The sequence below is a fragment of the Pseudomonas sp. MONT-RG-20F-20-E-7-02 genome (assembly GCF_022662395.1).
GTDB lineage: Bacteria > Pseudomonadota > Gammaproteobacteria > Pseudomonadales > Pseudomonadaceae > Aquipseudomonas.
The window spans coordinates 573,144-589,217 of the sequence record NZ_JAKNQN010000004.1 but is presented as its reverse complement, the minus strand read 5'-3'; the positions used below and the strand labels follow the sequence as shown (position 1 = coordinate 589,217).

The 16,074-nt window shown below is 61.1% G+C and carries 20 protein-coding genes; 13 read left to right on the top strand and 7 right to left on the bottom strand.

The window, feature by feature from the left end; genetic code table 11:
- Positions 1 to 23: 23 nt before the first annotated feature.
- Positions 24 to 1,028, top strand: coding sequence for an aspartate carbamoyltransferase catalytic subunit (locus L8I05_RS15670; protein WP_159960639.1), 1,005 nt, complete (start codon positions 24 to 26; stop codon positions 1,026 to 1,028).
- Complete coding sequence (locus L8I05_RS15665; RefSeq protein ID WP_242170003.1) at positions 1,025 to 2,296, top strand: dihydroorotase; 1,272 nt, start codon at positions 1,025 to 1,027, stop codon at positions 2,294 to 2,296. Before L8I05_RS15670 ends, L8I05_RS15665 begins: the two co-directional genes overlap by 4 nt.
- 155 nt (positions 2,297 to 2,451) lie before the next feature.
- On the opposite strand, the gene L8I05_RS15660 is transcribed toward L8I05_RS15665, so the two are convergent.
- On the bottom strand, positions 2,452 to 2,880 hold the full coding sequence (locus L8I05_RS15660) for a TM2 domain-containing protein (RefSeq protein ID WP_242170001.1): 429 nt from the start codon (positions 2,878 to 2,880) through the stop codon (positions 2,452 to 2,454).
- Between the two features lie 249 nt (positions 2,881 to 3,129).
- On the opposite strand from L8I05_RS15660, the gene L8I05_RS15655 reads away from it, so the two are divergent.
- Complete coding sequence (locus tag L8I05_RS15655; RefSeq protein ID WP_177017842.1) at positions 3,130 to 3,771, top strand: C40 family peptidase; 642 nt, start codon at positions 3,130 to 3,132, stop codon at positions 3,769 to 3,771.
- 146 nt (positions 3,772 to 3,917) lie between these two features.
- Here L8I05_RS15655 and L8I05_RS15650 read toward each other — a convergent pair whose 3' ends face one another.
- Complete coding sequence (locus L8I05_RS15650; RefSeq protein WP_242169998.1) at positions 3,918 to 4,952, bottom strand: type IV pilus twitching motility protein PilT; 1,035 nt, start codon at positions 4,950 to 4,952, stop codon at positions 3,918 to 3,920.
- 57 nt (positions 4,953 to 5,009) lie between these two features.
- On the opposite strand from L8I05_RS15650, the gene L8I05_RS15645 reads away from it, so the two are divergent.
- From L8I05_RS15645 to L8I05_RS15605, 9 genes are all read left to right on the top strand, one after another.
- Positions 5,010 to 5,696, top strand: a complete 687-nt coding sequence (locus tag L8I05_RS15645) for a YggS family pyridoxal phosphate-dependent enzyme (protein ID WP_242169995.1) — start codon at positions 5,010 to 5,012, stop codon at positions 5,694 to 5,696.
- A gap of 33 nt (positions 5,697 to 5,729) precedes the next feature.
- On the top strand, positions 5,730 to 6,548 hold the full coding sequence (gene proC, locus L8I05_RS15640; RefSeq protein ID WP_197626490.1) for a pyrroline-5-carboxylate reductase: 819 nt from the start codon (positions 5,730 to 5,732) through the stop codon (positions 6,546 to 6,548).
- 39 nt (positions 6,549 to 6,587) lie between these two features.
- Positions 6,588 to 7,175 carry a YggT family protein gene (locus L8I05_RS15635; protein ID WP_159960655.1) on the top strand — a complete coding sequence of 196 codons (588 nt, stop codon included), beginning with the start codon at positions 6,588 to 6,590 and terminating at the stop codon, positions 7,173 to 7,175.
- A 196-nt stretch (positions 7,176 to 7,371) separates the two neighbouring features.
- A complete protein-coding gene (locus L8I05_RS15630; RefSeq protein ID WP_159960657.1) occupies positions 7,372 to 8,511 on the top strand; it encodes a homoserine O-acetyltransferase in 1,140 nt (379 codons plus the stop codon).
- A gap of 7 nt (positions 8,512 to 8,518) precedes the next feature.
- A complete protein-coding gene (metW, locus tag L8I05_RS15625; protein WP_016972957.1) occupies positions 8,519 to 9,139 on the top strand; it encodes a methionine biosynthesis protein MetW in 621 nt (206 codons plus the stop codon).
- Between the two features lie 21 nt (positions 9,140 to 9,160).
- Entirely contained in the window at positions 9,161 to 9,595 is a 435-nt protein-coding gene (locus tag L8I05_RS15620; protein ID WP_159960660.1) for a DUF4426 domain-containing protein, read from the top strand.
- Positions 9,592 to 10,188, top strand: coding sequence for an RdgB/HAM1 family non-canonical purine NTP pyrophosphatase (gene rdgB, locus L8I05_RS15615; RefSeq protein ID WP_049711104.1), 597 nt, complete (start codon positions 9,592 to 9,594; stop codon positions 10,186 to 10,188). The genes L8I05_RS15620 and rdgB overlap by 4 nt, the downstream gene beginning before the upstream one ends.
- Positions 10,185 to 11,387 carry a radical SAM family heme chaperone HemW gene (hemW, locus tag L8I05_RS15610; protein WP_242169992.1) on the top strand — a complete coding sequence of 401 codons (1,203 nt, stop codon included), beginning with the start codon at positions 10,185 to 10,187 and terminating at the stop codon, positions 11,385 to 11,387. The genes rdgB and hemW overlap by 4 nt, the downstream gene beginning before the upstream one ends.
- Before the next feature lie 18 nt (positions 11,388 to 11,405).
- Positions 11,406 to 11,729 carry a DUF3392 domain-containing protein gene (locus L8I05_RS15605; RefSeq protein WP_122716594.1) on the top strand — a complete coding sequence of 108 codons (324 nt, stop codon included), beginning with the start codon at positions 11,406 to 11,408 and terminating at the stop codon, positions 11,727 to 11,729.
- Between the two features lie 137 nt (positions 11,730 to 11,866).
- On the opposite strand, the gene trmB is transcribed toward L8I05_RS15605, so the two are convergent.
- From trmB to L8I05_RS15585, 4 genes are all read right to left on the bottom strand, one after another.
- Positions 11,867 to 12,592, bottom strand: coding sequence for a tRNA (guanosine(46)-N7)-methyltransferase TrmB (gene trmB, locus L8I05_RS15600; protein ID WP_242169988.1), 726 nt, complete (start codon positions 12,590 to 12,592; stop codon positions 11,867 to 11,869).
- Between the two features lie 9 nt (positions 12,593 to 12,601).
- Entirely contained in the window at positions 12,602 to 13,396 is a 795-nt protein-coding gene (locus L8I05_RS15595) for a thiazole synthase (protein WP_015886353.1), read from the bottom strand.
- A gap of 65 nt (positions 13,397 to 13,461) precedes the next feature.
- Entirely contained in the window at positions 13,462 to 13,662 is a 201-nt protein-coding gene (gene thiS / locus L8I05_RS15590) for a sulfur carrier protein ThiS (protein ID WP_242169985.1), read from the bottom strand.
- A gap of 71 nt (positions 13,663 to 13,733) precedes the next feature.
- On the bottom strand, positions 13,734 to 14,111 hold the full coding sequence (locus L8I05_RS15585; RefSeq protein ID WP_197626489.1) for a DUF423 domain-containing protein: 378 nt from the start codon (positions 14,109 to 14,111) through the stop codon (positions 13,734 to 13,736).
- 74 nt (positions 14,112 to 14,185) lie between these two features.
- Between L8I05_RS15585 and mtgA the strand changes: the two genes are divergently transcribed.
- The gene (mtgA, locus tag L8I05_RS15580; RefSeq protein WP_242169982.1) at positions 14,186 to 14,908 is read left to right on the top strand and encodes a monofunctional biosynthetic peptidoglycan transglycosylase; all 723 of its coding nucleotides are present in this window, start codon (positions 14,186 to 14,188) and stop codon (positions 14,906 to 14,908) included.
- Positions 14,909 to 15,100: 192 nt separating this feature from the next.
- Here mtgA and rpoH read toward each other — a convergent pair whose 3' ends face one another.
- The gene (gene rpoH, locus L8I05_RS15575; RefSeq protein ID WP_003176698.1) at positions 15,101 to 15,955 is read right to left on the bottom strand and encodes an RNA polymerase sigma factor RpoH; all 855 of its coding nucleotides are present in this window, start codon (positions 15,953 to 15,955) and stop codon (positions 15,101 to 15,103) included.
- Positions 15,956 to 16,074 lie beyond the last annotated feature (119 nt).

Below are 16,074 nucleotides of genomic sequence, written 5' to 3'. Positions count from 1 at the left end.
CCGCCTTGTACAGAGTCCCCGCGATGACGCCTCTAGATGCCAAGCGCCCGCTGCAGCTCAATGCTCAGGGCCAGTTGCAACACTTCTTGTCCCTCGACGGTTTGCCCCGCGAACTGCTGACTGAAATCCTCGACACCGCCGACTCGTTCCTCGAAGTCGGTGGCCGCGCGGTGAAGAAGGTCCCGCTGTTGCGCGGCAAGACCATCTGCAATGTGTTCTTCGAGAACTCCACCCGCACCCGCACCACCTTTGAACTGGCGGCCCAACGGCTGTCGGCCGACGTGATCACGCTGAACGTGTCGACCTCGTCGGCGAGCAAGGGCGAAACCCTGCTCGACACCCTGCGCAACCTGGAAGCCATGGCCGCCGACATGTTCGTGGTGCGCCACGGCGACTCCGGCGCCGCGCACTTCATCGCCGAGCATGTGTGCCCGAACGTGGCAATCATCAACGGTGGCGACGGCCGTCACGCGCACCCGACCCAGGGCATGCTCGACATGCTGACGATTCGTCGGCACAAGGGCGGCTTTGAAAACCTCTCGGTGGCCATCGTCGGCGACATCCTGCACTCGCGGGTCGCGCGCTCGAACATGCTGGCCCTCAAAGCCCTGGGTTGCCCGGACATCCGCGTAATCGCACCAAAAACCCTGCTGCCGATCGGCATCGAGCAGTACGGCGTGAAGGTCTACACCGATATGACCGAAGGCCTCAAGGACGTCGACGTGGTGATCATGCTGCGCCTGCAACGCGAGCGTATGGCCGGTGGCCTGCTGCCGAGCGAAGGTGAGTTCTACCGCCTGTTCGGCCTGACCACCGCGCGGTTGGCCGGCGCCAAGCCGGATGCCATCGTCATGCACCCAGGCCCGATCAACCGTGGGGTTGAGATTGAGTCGGCGGTGGCCGACGGCAGCCAATCGGTGATCCTCAACCAGGTGACCTACGGCATCGCCGTGCGCATGGCGGTGTTGTCCATGGCCATGAGCGGGCAAACCGCGCAACGTCAATTCGAGCAGGAGAACGCCCAGTGAAGCTCAGCATACTTGGCGCTCGCGTCATCGATCCGGCCAGTGGCCTGGATCACGTCACCGACCTTCATCTGGAAGCCGGCAAAGTCATCGCCATTGGCGCCGCGCCTGCGGGCTTCAGCGCCAGTGAGACCATCGACGCCAAAGGCCTTGTGGCCGCGCCTGGCCTGGTGGACCTGAACGTCGCCCTGCGCGAGCCGGGTTACAGCCGCAAAGGCACCATCGCCAGTGAAACCCGCGCCGCTGCCGCCGGTGGCGTGACCAGCCTGTGCTGCCCGCCGCACACCAAGCCCATCCTCGACACGTCGGCGGTGACCGAGCTGATCCTCGACCGCGCCCGTGAAGCCGGCAATTGCAAAGTGTTCCCTATCGGCGCTTTGAGCAAAGGCCTGGAAGGTGAACAGCTCGCCGAGCTGATCGCCCTGCGCGATGCCGGTTGCGTGGCGTTCGGTAACGGCCTGGAAAGTTTTCGCAGCACGCGCACGCTGTGCCGCGCCCTGGAATATGCAGCCACCTTCGACCTGACGGTGATCTTCCACTCCCAGGACCGCGACCTGGCCGAAGGCGGCCTGGCCCATGAAGGCGCCGTGGCCAGTTTCCTCGGCCTGCCGGGCATCCCGGAAACCGCTGAAACCGTGGCCCTGGCCCGTGATCTGCTACTGGTGGAACAAAGCGGCGTGCGTGCGCACTTCAGCCAGTTGACCAGCGCGCGCGGTGTGGCCTTGATTGCCCAGGCGCAAGCGCGCGGCTTGCCGGTGACGGCGGACGTGGCGCTGTATCAGCTGATTTTGACCGATGAAGCGCTGATCGACTTCTCCAGCCTGTACCACGTGCAGCCACCGCTGCGCACCCTGGCCGACCGCGAAGGTTTGCGTGCGGCGGTGAAGTCGGGTGTGGTGTCGGCGATTTCCAGCCATCACCAACCCCACGAGCGCGACGCCAAGCTGGCGCCGTTTGGCGCCACAGAGCCGGGCATCAGCAGTGTTGAGCTGTTGCTGCCGCTGGCGATGACGTTGGTGGAAGACGGCTTGCTCGACCTGCCGACATTGCTGGCGCGCCTGAGCGCCGGCCCGGCCGAGGCCTTGCGCCTGCCGGCGGGCACGTTGGCGGTGGGTTCGGCGGCGGATCTGGTGCTGTTTGACCCGGCCAGCTCCACGGTTGCCGGGGAGCACTGGCTGTCCAAGGGCGAAAACTGCCCGTTCATCGGCCATAGCCTGCCGGCGACGGTGCGTTACACCTTGATGGATGGGCGGATCAGCTACCAGGCGTAATGATCGTTCCCACGCTCTGCGAGTGAGCACAGTAAATGTGGGAGCTGGCTTGCCTGCGATGCAGGCACCTCGGTCGTTCAGCCAGACCGAGGTGATGCTATCGCAGGCAAGCCAGCTCCCACACAAGCCAGCTCCCGCACTTGATGGGTTCAGGCTCAGCGCCCGCTGTTGCGCTCGGCATTGCGGATCGAAATCTGCGTATTCAACGTCCAGAAGTCATACAGCACCCCGATCAGGAACAAACCGCCGGTCAACAGGTAGATCAGGCCGGTGATCCATTTACCCTGGTACATGCGGTGCAAACCGAACACGCCCAGGAACGCCAACAGAATCCAGGCCACGTTGTATTCAATCGGCCCGGCGGTAAAACGCAGGTCCGCTTCACGGTCCATGGCCGGGATGAGGAACAAGTCGATCAGCCAACCAATACCGAAAAGACCAAAGGTGAAAAACCAGATCGTCCCGGTCACCGGCTTGCCGTAATAGAAGCGGTGAGCCCCGGTAAAACCGAAAATCCACAACAGGTAACCGATCACCTTGCTGTGAGTGTCCTGCTGCATCACTTCCTGTCGATAGGTGTTCATGGAGTACCTCTTTTGCCTCGATAGATAAAATTTTTCATTTTCTTTGTGACTTTTTTACGGGCGCCCGACGCACGGCAAATGGTATCTTCCTTCCCGCAAAGCCTTATGCCACCTGACCTCTGCAGGACAATAGCGGCAATTCGTCGCGTTTTTCCTGAATTTGACCCCAGGGTTCAGTCGACAAACGGCCTAAGAACGACACAAAAAGCTGTTATAAAGTTGCGCGCAAACCTAAAAGAGCCACGCCTAATGCGACCATTTTTCAAGACATGGCTAACCATCTGCCTATTAATGCCACTGGCCGCCCACGCCACCAATCGTGAGCAACGTCTTCCTAACGTTAACGGTTTCACCCCTAAAGTTCACAGCACGCCAGGCACCGCCAAATCGGTAAAGCTGACCGTCAACCGCCCGACTCAACTGAGCAAGGCCCACCACGGTAAAGCAACGCCCGGCCTGATGGCAGTGAACACCAAGCAAAGCAGCAACGTCCTCAGCCGCGCCGTTAATGTGCTCGGTACTCCTTATCGTTGGGGCGGCAGCAGCCCAAGTAAAGGGTTCGACTGCAGCGGCTTGGTGAAATATGCGTTTAACGATGTAAAAGCGGTGGATTTGCCACGCACCTCCAACGCCATGGCCGCCGGCCACGGGCTGAAGGTTGATCGCAAAGACCTGAAGCCGGGCGACCTGTTGTTCTTCAAATTGAAGAGCCGCCAGGTCAACCACGTTGCCATCTACTTGGGCAACGACCGCTTTATCCACGCGCCACGTCGTGGCAAGTCGGTAAGCATCGACACGCTGAAAAAGCCGTTCTGGGACAAGAACTACGTGATTGCCAAGCGGGTTCTGCCGAAAGAGCAGAACAACAACCTGCGGGTTGTTCAGCGCTAAGCCAAAGGACACTGCGCTCCCCATTTGAAATGCAATCAAATGTGGGAGCTGGCTTGCCTGCGATAGCGGACTGGCAGGCTGCCTCTCTGCAAGCTGACACACCGTCATCGCAGGCAAGCCAGCTCCCACAGTGATCTCGGTGTTCGCTAGATATCTGTCGGCACCCTCGCCTGCCCCCGCGCCACCTCCCGGCTGATCACACCTTCGCCGACCAACGCCTTCAAACTCATATCCAACGTCTTCATCCCCAACGCCCCGCCGGTCTGAATCGCCGAGACCATTTGCGCCACCTTGTCTTCGCGGATCAGGTTACGAATCGCCGGCGTGCCCAGCATGATTTCGTGAGCCGCCACCCGCCCGCCGCCGATCTTCTTCACCAGCACTTGCGACACCACCGCCTGCAATGACTCCGAAAGCATCGAGCGCACCATGGCTTTTTCCCCTGCCGGGAACACGTCCACCAGCCGGTCCACGGTCTTGGCTGCCGATGTGGTGTGCAAGGTGCCAAATACCAGATGCCCGGTCTCAGCAGCTGTCAGGGCCAGGCGGATGGTCTCCAGGTCGCGCAACTCGCCCACCAGGATCACATCCGGGTCTTCACGCAGGGCCGAACGCAGCGCCGTGGCAAAGCTGTGGGTATCGCGGTGCACCTGACGCTGGTTGATCAAGGCCATTTTCGGCCTGTGGATAAATTCGATGGGGTCTTCCAGGGTGAGGATGTGCTGGCGCCGGTGACTGTTGAGGTAGTCGATCATGGCCGCCAGCGTCGTGGACTTGCCGGACCCGGTCGGGCCGGTCACCAACACCAGGCCGCGCGGCAGCTGGGCGATACGCTGGAATACCTCGCCGAGCCCGAGGCTTTCCAGGCTCTGCACTTGCTCAGGAATGGTACGAAACACCGCGCCCATGCCGCGATCCTGCTGGAACACATTCACGCGGAACCGCGCCACACTCGGCAGCTCGAAGGCAAAATCCGTTTCAAGAGATGTTTCGAAATCCTTTTGCTGGCATCGGTTGAGCAAAGGGCTCAATAAATCCGCAACTTGCGGAGGTAAAAGCGCCGGGCCATCCATTGGCCAGACCTCGCCATCGACGCGCAGCATCGGCGCCAGGCCGGCGGACAAATGCAGGTCGGAGGCGCCACGGCGCACGCTGGCCGTCAGCAATTCAGTGATATCCATAGGGCTTTCCATTTCCAGTAGAATGCCGCGGACTCCATATCCACGGGTGCATCTTGAATGTCGACGATAGCAGACAACATTGGCCAGGTTAGCGAGCGGATCCGTGCCGCGGCCCACGCCGTGCAACGTGACGAAAGCAGCATCCACCTGCTGGCCGTGAGCAAGACCAAACCTGCGCAAGCCGTGCGCGACGCCTATGCTGCCGGGATGCGCGATTTTGGCGAGAACTATCTGCAGGAAGCCTTGGGCAAACAGGCCGAATTAACCGACCTGCCCTTGAGTTGGCACTTCATCGGCCCCATTCAATCGAACAAGACGCGTGCGATCGCCGAGAACTTCGCTTGGGTACATTCCGTGGACCGCTTGAAAATTGCTCAACGCTTGTCCGAACAACGCCCGGCCGACCTGGCGCCGCTGAACATATGCATCCAGGTTAACGTCAGCGGCGAAGCCAGCAAGTCCGGCTGTACGCCCGCCGACCTGCCGGCCCTGGCCAGTGCGATCAGCGCCTTGCCGCGCCTGAAACTGCGCGGTTTGATGGCAATCCCCGAGCCGACTGAAGACCGAGCCGCACAAGACGCCGCGTTCGCCACGGTGCGCGACCTGCAAGCCAGCCTGAACCTGGGGCTCGACACACTTTCCATGGGCATGAGCCACGACCTTGAGTCGGCCATTGCCCAAGGCGCCACCTGGGTGCGGATCGGCACCGCCCTGTTTGGCGCCCGCGACTACGGCCAGCCGTGAAATGGCTGACCTCCCTCTGAATAAGGACCTGTCATGAGCAACACGCGTATTGCCTTTATCGGCGCCGGTAACATGGCGGCCAGCCTGATCGGCGGCCTGCGGGCCAAAGGCCTCGAAGCCAGCCAGATTCGCGCCAGCGACCCAGGCGCCGACACCCGTGCCCGCGTCAGCGCCGAGCACGGCATTGAAACCTTTGCCGACAACGCCGAGGCCATCCAGGGCGTCGACGTGATCGTGCTGGCGGTGAAACCCCAGGCCATGAAAGCCGTGTGCGAGAGCCTGCGACCAAGCCTGCAGCCGCACCAGCTGGTGGTCTCCATCGCTGCCGGGATCACTTGCGCCAGCATGAACAACTGGCTGGGTGCCCAGCCCATCGTGCGCTGCATGCCCAACACCCCGGCGCTGTTGCGTCAGGGCGTAAGCGGCTTGTACGCCACCGCCGAAGTGAACGCCGAACAGCGCGGCCAGGCCCAGGAGCTGCTGTCAGCCGTGGGCCTGGCCGTGTGGCTGGAACAAGAGCAGCAACTGGACGCGGTCACCGCCGTTTCCGGCAGCGGCCCGGCCTACTTCTTCCTGCTGATCGAAGCCATGACCGCCGCTGGCGTGAAACTTGGTTTGCCACACGAGGTTGCTGAGCAACTGGCCGAGCAAACCGCGCTGGGCGCTGCGAAGATGGCCGTGGGCAGCGACGTGGACGCCGCAGAACTGCGCCGCCGCGTCACTTCGCCGGGCGGCACCACGCAGGCGGCCATCGAATCGTTCCAGGCCGGAGGCTTTGAAGCCTTGGTCGAAAAGGCCCTCGGCGCCGCGGCGCAGCGTTCGGCTGAAATGGCCGAGCAACTGGGCAAATAGTCGTCCCCTACATGCAACTGGGTTAGATAGGAATACACCATGCTCGGAATCAATGACGCTGCCATTTTCATCATCCAGACCCTGGGCAGCCTGTACCTGCTGATCGTGCTGATGCGTTTTATCCTGCAACTGGTGCGGGCGAACTTCTATAACCCGCTCTGCCAGTTCGTGGTGAAGGCCACCCAGCCGCTGCTCAAGCCGTTGCGCCGCGTGATCCCAAGCCTGTTCGGGCTGGACATGTCGTCGCTGGTGCTGGCGCTGCTGCTGCAGATCCTGCTGTTTGTGGTGATCCTGATGCTCAACGGCTATGCGGCATTCACCGTACTGCTGCTGCCATGGGGCCTGATCGGCATCTTCTCGCTGTTTTTGAAGATCATCTTCTGGTCGATGATCATCAGCGTGATCCTGTCGTGGGTCGCACCCGGCAGCCGCAGCCCGGGCGCTGAGCTGGTTACCCAGATCACCGAGCCGGTGCTGGCGCCGTTCCGTCGCTTGATCCCGAACCTGGGCGGCCTGGATATCTCGCCGATCTTCGCGTTCATCGCGATCCAGCTGCTGCAAAGCTGGGTGATTCCGCGCCTGGCTTACTATGCGTTCATGCCCAAAGAGCTGTTTGGCCTGATCTGACCGCATGATCGTTCCCACGCTTTGCGTGGGAATGCCTCTTGGGACGCTCTGCGTCCCCTCATGCAGGATGCGACGCGGAGCGTCACCGGCTGCGTTCCCACGCGGAGCGTAGGAACGATCATCTGGCTCAGGGTTTGCTTGCCGCTGGGGTCACCGCTCTTTAGACTTACGCCTCATTTAAACGAGAGCAGGGTCGATGCCAACTGCCTTCCCCCCCGATTCTGTTGGACTGGTCGTGCCCCAAGTGGCGCACTTCAGCGAACCGCTGGCCCTGGCCTGCGGCCGTTCGCTGCCTGCCTATGACCTGATCTATGAGACCTACGGCCAACTGAACGCCACGGCGAGCAACGCCGTGCTGATCTGCCACGCCCTGTCCGGCCATCACCATGCTGCAGGTTTCCACAGTGCCGACGAGCGCAAGCCCGGCTGGTGGGACAGCTGCATCGGCCCAGGCAAGCCCATCGATACCAATAAATTCTTTGTGGTCAGCCTGAATAACCTCGGCGGCTGCAACGGTTCCACCGGCCCGAGCAGCCTCAACCCGGAAACCGGCAAGCCGTTCGGCGCCGACTTCCCGGTGCTGACCGTGGAAGACTGGGTGCACAGCCAGGCACGCCTCGCCGACCTGCTGGGCATCCAGCAATGGGCCGCCGTGATCGGCGGCAGCCTCGGCGGCATGCAAGCGCTGCAATGGACCATCACCTACCCGGACCGCGTGCGCCACTGCCTGGCCATCGCCTCGGCCCCCAAGCTGTCGGCGCAGAACATCGCCTTCAACGAAGTGGCGCGCCAGGCGATCCTCACCGACCCCGAGTTCCACGGCGGTTCGTTCCAGGAAGCTGGCGTAATCCCCAAGCGCGGCTTGATGCTCGCGCGCATGGTCGGGCACATCACCTACCTGTCCGATGACTCCATGGGCGAGAAATTCGGCCGTGGGCTCAAGAGTGAAAAGCTCAACTACGACTTCCACAGCGTCGAGTTCCAGGTCGAAAGCTACCTGCGTTATCAGGGCGAGGAGTTTTCCGGGCGTTTCGATGCCAACACCTACCTGCTGATGACCAAGGCGCTGGACTACTTCGACCCGGCCGCCAACTTCAACGACGACCTGGCGAAAACCTTCGAAGGTGCCACGGCCAAGTTCTGCGTGATGTCGTTCACCACCGACTGGCGGTTCTCGCCGGCGCGCTCCCGTGAGCTGGTGGACGCCCTGATGGCCGCGCGCAAAGACGTCTGCTACCTGGAGATCGATGCTCCGCAAGGCCACGACGCCTTTCTGATTCCGATCCCGCGTTACCTGCAGGCGTTCGGCAATTACATGAACCGAATTACTCTGTGAGAACGCCATGAGAGCCGACCTGGAAATCATCCAAGACTGGATCCCCGCCGGCAGCCGCGTGCTCGACCTTGGCTGCGGTGATGGCGAACTGCTGAGTTGGCTACGCGACAACAAGCAAGTCACCGGTTATGGCCTGGAAAACGACCCGGACAACATCGCCCAGTGTGTTGCCAAAGGCATCAACGTGATCGAGCAGGACCTGGACAAGGGCCTGGGCAACTTTGCCAGCAACAGCTTCGACATCGTGGTGATGACCCAGGCCTTGCAAGCGGTGCACTACCCGGACCGCATCCTCGACGAAATGCTGCGTGTAGGCCGCCAGTGCATCATTACGTTCCCCAACTTCGGCCACTGGCGCTGCCGCTGGTACCTGGCGACCAAGGGTCGCATGCCGGTGTCCGATTTCCTGCCATACACGTGGTACAACACGCCGAACATCCACTTCTGCACCTTCGAAGACTTCGAAGCCTTGTGCGGAGAGCGTGAGGCCAAGGTGATCAACCGCCTTGCTGTCGATCAACAGCACCGCCACGGCTGGGCGAGTAAGCTATGGCCTAACCTGTTGGGCGAAATTGGTATTTACCGGGTCAGCAGTCCTGGCCTGACCGACCACAAGATTGCCGTCTAATCATTTTCAAGAGGGACGCTCATGAGTCGTTTGGCTGTTTTTTTATTGACCGCACTGCTTGGCGCCAACGCCATGGCTGCCGACGTAATCGACCCTAACCGCACCAAGGAATTTGGTGATATCACCGTACGCTACAACACGTTCACCTCAAGCTTCCTGCAACCCGAAACGGCCCAGGCCGTTGGCGTGGTACGCAGCAAGAACAAGGGGCTGATCAACGTATCGGTGTTTAAAGGTGTGACACCGGTAGTGGCGCAAGTCACCGGCACCATCAAGGACTCGCTCGGCAAGAGTGAAGTACTGACGTTCAAGCAGATCACCGAAAAAGGCGTGACCAATTACCTCGCGCCCTACTCCGTGCCGCAACAGGAATTCAAGACCTTCACCATCAATGTTGAAACCGGCGGCAAGGCCCACGGCTTCAGTTTTGTCCAAGAACTTTTCCCGGCTGAATGATGAACCTCACCCAACTCGTACTGGCCAGCCATAACGCCGGCAAACTCAAAGAACTGCAGGCCATGCTCGGTGACTCCGTGCAACTGCGCTCGATTGGCGAGTTCAGCCAGGTCGAGCCGGAAGAAACCGGCCTGTCGTTCGTCGAGAACGCCATTCTCAAGGCGCGCAATGCCGCACGCATTTCCGGCCTGCCGGCCTTGGCGGATGACTCGGGCCTGGCCGTGGATTTCCTCGGCGGCGCCCCTGGCATCTACTCGGCACGCTACGCCGATGGCAAGGGCGACGCGGCGAATAACGCCAAGCTGTTGGACGCGCTCAAGGATGTGCCGGACGCGATGCGCGGCGCACAGTTCGTCTGCGTGCTGGCGCTGGTACGGCATGCTGATGACCCGCTGCCGATCCTCTGCGAAGGGTTATGGCACGGGCGCATCCTGCATGCGGCCAGCGGCGAGCATGGGTTTGGCTACGACCCGTTGTTCTGGGTGCCGGAGCGCAATGTATCCAGCGCCGAACTGAGCCCGGCCGACAAGAACCAGATCAGCCACCGCGCCCGCGCAATGGATTTGCTGCGCCAACGCCTGAGCCTGAAATGACCCAGAACACCTCCGCGCAGCCGCTGATCCACGGCGGCGCGCAAACACCTCGGGCGGCCCTGCCTGTGTTGCCGCCCCTGGCGCTGTACATTCACATCCCGTGGTGTGTGCGCAAATGCCCTTATTGCGACTTCAACTCCCACACCGCGAGCAAAGTGCTGCCGGAAGAAGAGTACGTGGACGCGCTGCTGGCTGACCTTGATCAAGACCTGCACGCAGTTTATGGCCGTGAACTCAGCTCGATCTTTTTCGGTGGCGGCACGCCGAGCCTGTTCAGCGCCGCTGCGTTGGGCCGCTTGCTCAAGGGTGTGGAAGCACGCATCCCATTTGCCAGCGATATCGAGATCACCCTGGAAGCCAACCCCGGGACGTTCGAGCAAGAGAAGTTCGTGGCGTACCGCAAGCTGGGGATCAATCGCCTGTCCATTGGCATCCAGAGCTTCCAGCAGCAAAAACTTGAGGCATTGGGCCGCATTCATAACGGCGACGAAGCCGTAAGCGCGGTGGGCATGGCACGCCAGGCCGGGTTCGATAACTTCAACCTGGACTTGATGCACGGCCTGCCCGATCAATCCCTGGACGATGCCCTGAGCGACTTGCGCCAAGCCATCGCCCTGAAGCCGACGCACCTGTCCTGGTATCAGCTCACCCTGGAACCCAACACCGTGTTCTGGAACCAGCCGCCCGCGCTGCCGGAAGACGACACGCTGTGGGACATTCAGGAAGCCGGCCAGGCGCTGCTGGCCGAACACGGTTACGCGCAATATGAAGTGTCGGCCTATGCCCAAGCGGGCCGCCCGGCACGGCATAACCTCAATTACTGGAGCTTCGGCGACTTTATCGGCATCGGCGCCGGCGCCCACGGCAAGCTGAGCCACCCGGACGGGCGCATCGTGCGTACGTGGAAGACGCGTGCACCGAAGGACTACCTCAACCCGGCCAAAAGTTTCCAGGCCGGGGCGAAAGAACTGACCAATGAAGAACTGCCGTTCGAGTTCCTGATGAACGCGTTGCGCCTCACCGACGGTGTCGACGCCAGGCTCTATGCCGAGCGCACCGGCCTCGACCTGGCGAGCCTGGACGAAGGCCGCAAGGAGGCAGAACAAAGTGGCTTAATGCAGGTCGAACCGTCACGCCTGGCGGCGACCGACCGCGGGCAACTCTTTCTCAATGACCTGTTGCAGAAGTTTTTGAGCTGACGCTCTTAAGGAAATCGAATGGATTTGGTACTCGACCTGCTCGCCACCGTATCCCGCTGGAGCCGTAGCAACCTGTCGGAAATCTCCCTGGCGCTTGTCGGCTGCCTGCTGGTGCTGTTCGGCGCCGATATCAAAGGTTGGATCGAAGCCCGCCTGGGCAGCATCGCCGGGGCGTTGCGCGTGCCGTTGATGGCGCTGGTGTGCATGATTGGTAGCGGCGCAGCGCTGATCTACGCCACGCCGTGGATTGTGCGAGGGCTGAGCCAGTTCAATAACTACAGCCTGGCGCCGGTGTTGGTGGTGGTGCTGGTGTTGATTGGCGTAGTCGCCGACCGCCGCTGAATTCCGGCACACCACAAAACAAATGTGGGAGCTGGCTTGCCTGCGATCCAGACACCTCGGTGTATCAGGGATACCCAGGTGATGCTATCGCGGGCAAGCCAGCTCCCACAGTTGATTGCATTTCATATTTCTGACTTTTAAGCCAGCTTCTCGAACTTCAAATCCCACACCCCATGCCCCAACCGCTCGCCGCGGCGTTCGAACTTGGTGATCGGACGCTCAGCCGGGCGTGGCACGCATTTGCCGTCTTCGGCCAGGTTGCGGTAGCCAGGGGCGACGTTCATCACTTCCAGCATGTATTCGGCATACGGTTCCCAGTCGGTGGCCATGTGCAGGATACCGCCGACTTTGAGCTTGCTGCGCACCAGCTCCGCGAAGGACGCCTGGACGATGCGGCGCTTGTGGTGACGGGCTTTGTGCCATGGGTCTGGGAAGAACAGCATCAGGCGGTCGAGGCTGTTGTTGGCGATGCAGCGGTTGAGCACTTCGATCGCGTCGCAGTCGTAGACGCGCAGGTTCGTCAGGCCTTGGGTCAGCACGCCATTGAGCAGCGCGCCAACGCCTGGGCGATGCACTTCCACACCAATGAAATCCTGCTCCGGCGAAGCCGCAGCCATTTCCAACAGGGAGTGGCCCATGCCAAAACCGATTTCCAGGGAACGCGGGGCGGAACGGCCGAACACCTGGTCGTAATCCACCGGCGCATCGGCCAGCGGCAACACGAACAGCGGCGTACCTTGTTCCAGGCCCTTTTGCTGGCCTTCGGTCATGCGACCGGCGCGCATCACAAAACTCTTGATGCGGCGGTGCTTGGACTCGTCGCCTTCTTCCACGGTGTTCGGCGTTTCGTTTGATTCAGTCATCAATGGCTCTTACTTGATCAGACCATCCAGCGGCGAAGAGGCGCTGGCGTAGAGTTTTTTCGGCATGCGGCCGGCGAGGTAGGCCAGGCGGCCCGCGACGATGGCGTGGTTCATGGCTTCGGCCATCATGATCGGTTGCTGGGCATGGGCGATGGCCGAGTTCATCAGCACCGCGTCGCAGCCCAGTTCCATCGCAATAGTGGCGTCGGAGGCTGTACCGACACCGGCGTCCACCAACACAGGGATTTTGGCTTCTTCGAGGATGATCTGCAGGTTGTACGGATTGCAGATGCCCAGGCCGGAACCGATCAAGCCGGCCAGCGGCATCACTGCGATGCAGCCGATTTCCGCCAGTTGACGGGCAATGATCGGGTCATCACTGGTGTAGACCATCACGTCGAAGCCTTCCTTGACCAGCGTTTCGGCGGCCTTGAGGGTTTCGATCACGTTGGGGAACAGGGTTTTCTGGTCGGCCAGCACTTCCAGTTTCACCAGGTTGTGGCCGTCGAGCAGCTCACGGGCCAGGCGGCAGGTGCGCACGGCTTCGATGGCGTCGTAGCAACCGGCAGTGTTCGGCAGGAAGGTGTAGCGATCCGGCGACAGCACTTCGAGCAGGTTCGGCTCGCCTTCGATCTGGCCAAGGTTGGTGCGGCGTACGGCAAAGGTGACGATCTCGGCCCCCGAGGCCTCGATGGCCAGGCGGGTTTCTTCCATGTCGCGGTACTTGCCGGTGCCGACCAGCAGACGGGACTGGTAGGTACGACCGGCCAATACGAAGGGCTTGTCGCTACGAACGATGCTCATGGAAAATCCTCGAGTTGGGGTGAGGTTCTGCAGAATGCGGGTTGGCGCCCTTGAGCGCCGGATGGCTAGCCGCCGCCGATGGCGTGGACCACTTCGACCTGGTCACCTTCGGTGAGCGCGGTGTCGGCATGTTGACTACGCGGGACGATATCCAGGTTGAGTTCCACTGCGACGCGACGCCCGGTCAAGTCCAGACGGGTCAGCAGGGCCGCAACGGTTTCACCGTCGGGCAGTTCAAAGGGTTCGCCGTTCAACTGAATGCGCATGCCACAGGCCGCCATCGTTTTTAGGGGCCAGCATTCTAGCCCGATTGGCGTTGTCGGCCCAAGCCCCTCGGTCAGATGACCTGCAGGCGCCAGGCGGTGAGCCCCAGAAAGAACCAGCCAAGCAGGAACGCCAGCCCGCCAAACGGCGTGATGATGCCGAGCTTGCTGATGCCGGTCAGGGTCAGCGCATACAAGCTGCCGGAAAACAGCAGGATGCCGACGGTAAACGAAATGCCCGCCCAGCTGACCAGCCGGCCAGGAATATGCGCCGCCAGCAGCGCTACGCCGAACAACGCCAGGGCGTGCACCAGCTGGTAGGTCACGCCAGTGTGGAAGATCGCCAGGTACTCGGCGCTCAGGCGGTTTTTCAGGCCATGAGCAGCAAAGGCGCCGAGGGCGACGCCGGTGAAGCCGAAAAAGGCAGCCAGCATCAGAAAGCTACGCAGCATGAGGAACTCCAGTCAGACTCAAAGGGCCGGGTCTGTATAATGGCCCGCTCAACGGGTTCGGCCAAGCCATCTCTATGCTGCGTCTCCTCTTCAAGCGTTTTCTCAAAGTCGTGAAATGGTTTGCCATCGGCAGTGTGCTGCTGGTGCTGCTGTTTCGTGTCGTCCCGCCACCGTTCACCGCGTTGATGGTGGAGCGCAAGGTTGAATCCTGGGTCGACGGCGAGCCGATTGACCTGCAACGCACGTGGGTGCCGTGGGATGAGATCGCCGATGACCTCAAAGTGGCGGTGATGGCCGGTGAAGACCAGCGCTTCCCGCAGCACTGGGGCTTTGATTTTGGCGCGATTCAGGCGGCATTGCTGCACAACGAGCGCGGTGGCTCGATTCGAGGCGCCAGTACGTTGAGCCAGCAGGTGTCGAAAAACCTGTTCCTGTGGACCGGCCGCAGCTATTTGCGCAAAGGGCTGGAGGCTTGGTTTACCGGGTTGATCGAGATATTTTGGCCCAAGCAGCGGATTCTTGAGGTGTACCTCAACAGCGTGGAATGGGATGAAGGCGTGTTTGGCGCAGAGGCTGCGGCGCGGCACCATTTTGGTGTGAGCGCCACGGCGCTTTCCCGACAGCAGGCCAGCTACCTGGCGGCAGTGCTGCCCAACCCACGGGTTTGGAGCGCCAGCCATCCGACGGCCTATGTGGCGCGGCGCGCGGCGTGGATTCGCCAGCAGATGAGCCAGTTGGGTGGGGATGGTTACTTGGTGGAGCTGAATAATTCCCGAAAGGCCCCGTGGTCCGACTGACACAACATAACCCCTGTGGGAGCTGGCTTGCCTGCGATAGCGGTGTGGCAGCTCGCAGAGGTGCTGGTGAAAGGGCCTCATCGCAGGCAAGCCAGCTCCCACAGAGAACCGCACTGGATATCAGATTTTCGAGCCCAAACAAAAATGCCCCAATCTTTCGATCGGGGCATTTTTTTGACTTATCGCTACGTTTTAGGCAGCGATCGACAACTTCAGCTTGTTCATCGCGCTTTTCTCAAGCTGACGAATCCGCTCGGCCGACACGTTGTACTTCTGCGCCAGGTCGTGCAGCGTGGCCTTTTCTTCTGCCAGCCAGCGCTGGTAGAGGATGTCACGGCTGCGGTCGTCCAGCACTTCCAGCGCTTCGTGCAGGTTGTGATTGGAGTTGTCACTCCAGTCGGCGTCTTCCAGTTGACGCGCCGGGTCGTACCGGTGGTCTTCAAGGTAGTTGGCCGGCGATTGGAAGGCGCTGTCGTCGTCCGCTTCAGCAGCCGGGTCGAAGGCCATGTCATGGCCGGTCAGGCGGCTTTCCATCTCGCGCACTTCACGCGGCTCCACCCCGAGGCTTTCGGCCACGCGGTGGACTTCCTCGTTGTTCAGCCACGCCAGGCGTTTCTTCTGGCTGCGCAGGTTGAAGAACAGCTTGCGCTGAGCCTTGGTGGTCGCGACTTTCACAATGCGCCAGTTGCGCAGGATGAACTCGTGAATTTCCGCCTTGATCCAGTGCACAGCAAACGACACCAGGCGCACACCCATTTCCGGGTTGAAGCGCTTTACAGCCTTCATCAGGCCAACATTGCCTTCCTGAATCAGGTCGGCCTGGGCCAGACCGTAGCCGCTATAGCTACGGGCGATATGTACGACAAAACGCAGGTGGGCGAGCACCATCTGCCGAGCCGCCCCCAAATCCTGCTCATAGTAGAGACTCTCGGCCAGTTCACGCTCCTGCTCGGGCGTCAGCAATGGAATGCTGTTAACCGTGTGCACATAGGCTTCCAGGTTCGCACCCGGGACCAATGCATAAGCAGGTTGCAAAGAAGTGGTCATACGAAAAAACCTCCGACTCACATAACTCGTGCAGTTCAGCACTGCGAAAATTGACCGGGAACCGTAGGACAAGTTCCCTAAACCACTGATACGGTCAATACAAACGAAACTACATTACC

Coding starts and splice junctions, on each gene's coding strand:
- L8I05_RS15670 (WP_159960639.1), top strand. CDS start 24: ATGACGCCTCTAGATGCCAAGCGCCCGCTGCAGCTCAATGCTCAGGGC.
- L8I05_RS15660 (WP_242170001.1), bottom strand. CDS start 2,880: ATGAACACCTATCGACAGGAAGTGATGCAGCAGGACACTCACAGCAAG.
- L8I05_RS15655 (WP_177017842.1), top strand. CDS start 3,130: ATGCGACCATTTTTCAAGACATGGCTAACCATCTGCCTATTAATGCCA.
- L8I05_RS15650 (WP_242169998.1), bottom strand. CDS start 4,952: ATGGATATCACTGAATTGCTGACGGCCAGCGTGCGCCGTGGCGCCTCC.
- L8I05_RS15645 (WP_242169995.1), top strand. CDS start 5,010: ATGTCGACGATAGCAGACAACATTGGCCAGGTTAGCGAGCGGATCCGT.
- proC (WP_197626490.1), top strand. CDS start 5,730: ATGAGCAACACGCGTATTGCCTTTATCGGCGCCGGTAACATGGCGGCC.
- L8I05_RS15635 (WP_159960655.1), top strand. CDS start 6,588: ATGCTCGGAATCAATGACGCTGCCATTTTCATCATCCAGACCCTGGGC.
- L8I05_RS15630 (WP_159960657.1), top strand. CDS start 7,372: ATGCCAACTGCCTTCCCCCCCGATTCTGTTGGACTGGTCGTGCCCCAA.
- metW (WP_016972957.1), top strand. CDS start 8,519: ATGAGAGCCGACCTGGAAATCATCCAAGACTGGATCCCCGCCGGCAGC.
- L8I05_RS15620 (WP_159960660.1), top strand. CDS start 9,161: ATGAGTCGTTTGGCTGTTTTTTTATTGACCGCACTGCTTGGCGCCAAC.
- rdgB (WP_049711104.1), top strand. CDS start 9,592: ATGATGAACCTCACCCAACTCGTACTGGCCAGCCATAACGCCGGCAAA.
- hemW (WP_242169992.1), top strand. CDS start 10,185: ATGACCCAGAACACCTCCGCGCAGCCGCTGATCCACGGCGGCGCGCAA.
- L8I05_RS15605 (WP_122716594.1), top strand. CDS start 11,406: ATGGATTTGGTACTCGACCTGCTCGCCACCGTATCCCGCTGGAGCCGT.
- trmB (WP_242169988.1), bottom strand. CDS start 12,592: ATGACTGAATCAAACGAAACGCCGAACACCGTGGAAGAAGGCGACGAG.
- L8I05_RS15595 (WP_015886353.1), bottom strand. CDS start 13,396: ATGAGCATCGTTCGTAGCGACAAGCCCTTCGTATTGGCCGGTCGTACC.
- thiS (WP_242169985.1), bottom strand. CDS start 13,662: ATGCGCATTCAGTTGAACGGCGAACCCTTTGAACTGCCCGACGGTGAA.
- L8I05_RS15585 (WP_197626489.1), bottom strand. CDS start 14,111: ATGCTGCGTAGCTTTCTGATGCTGGCTGCCTTTTTCGGCTTCACCGGC.
- mtgA (WP_242169982.1), top strand. CDS start 14,186: ATGCTGCGTCTCCTCTTCAAGCGTTTTCTCAAAGTCGTGAAATGGTTT.
- rpoH (WP_003176698.1), bottom strand. CDS start 15,955: ATGACCACTTCTTTGCAACCTGCTTATGCATTGGTCCCGGGTGCGAAC.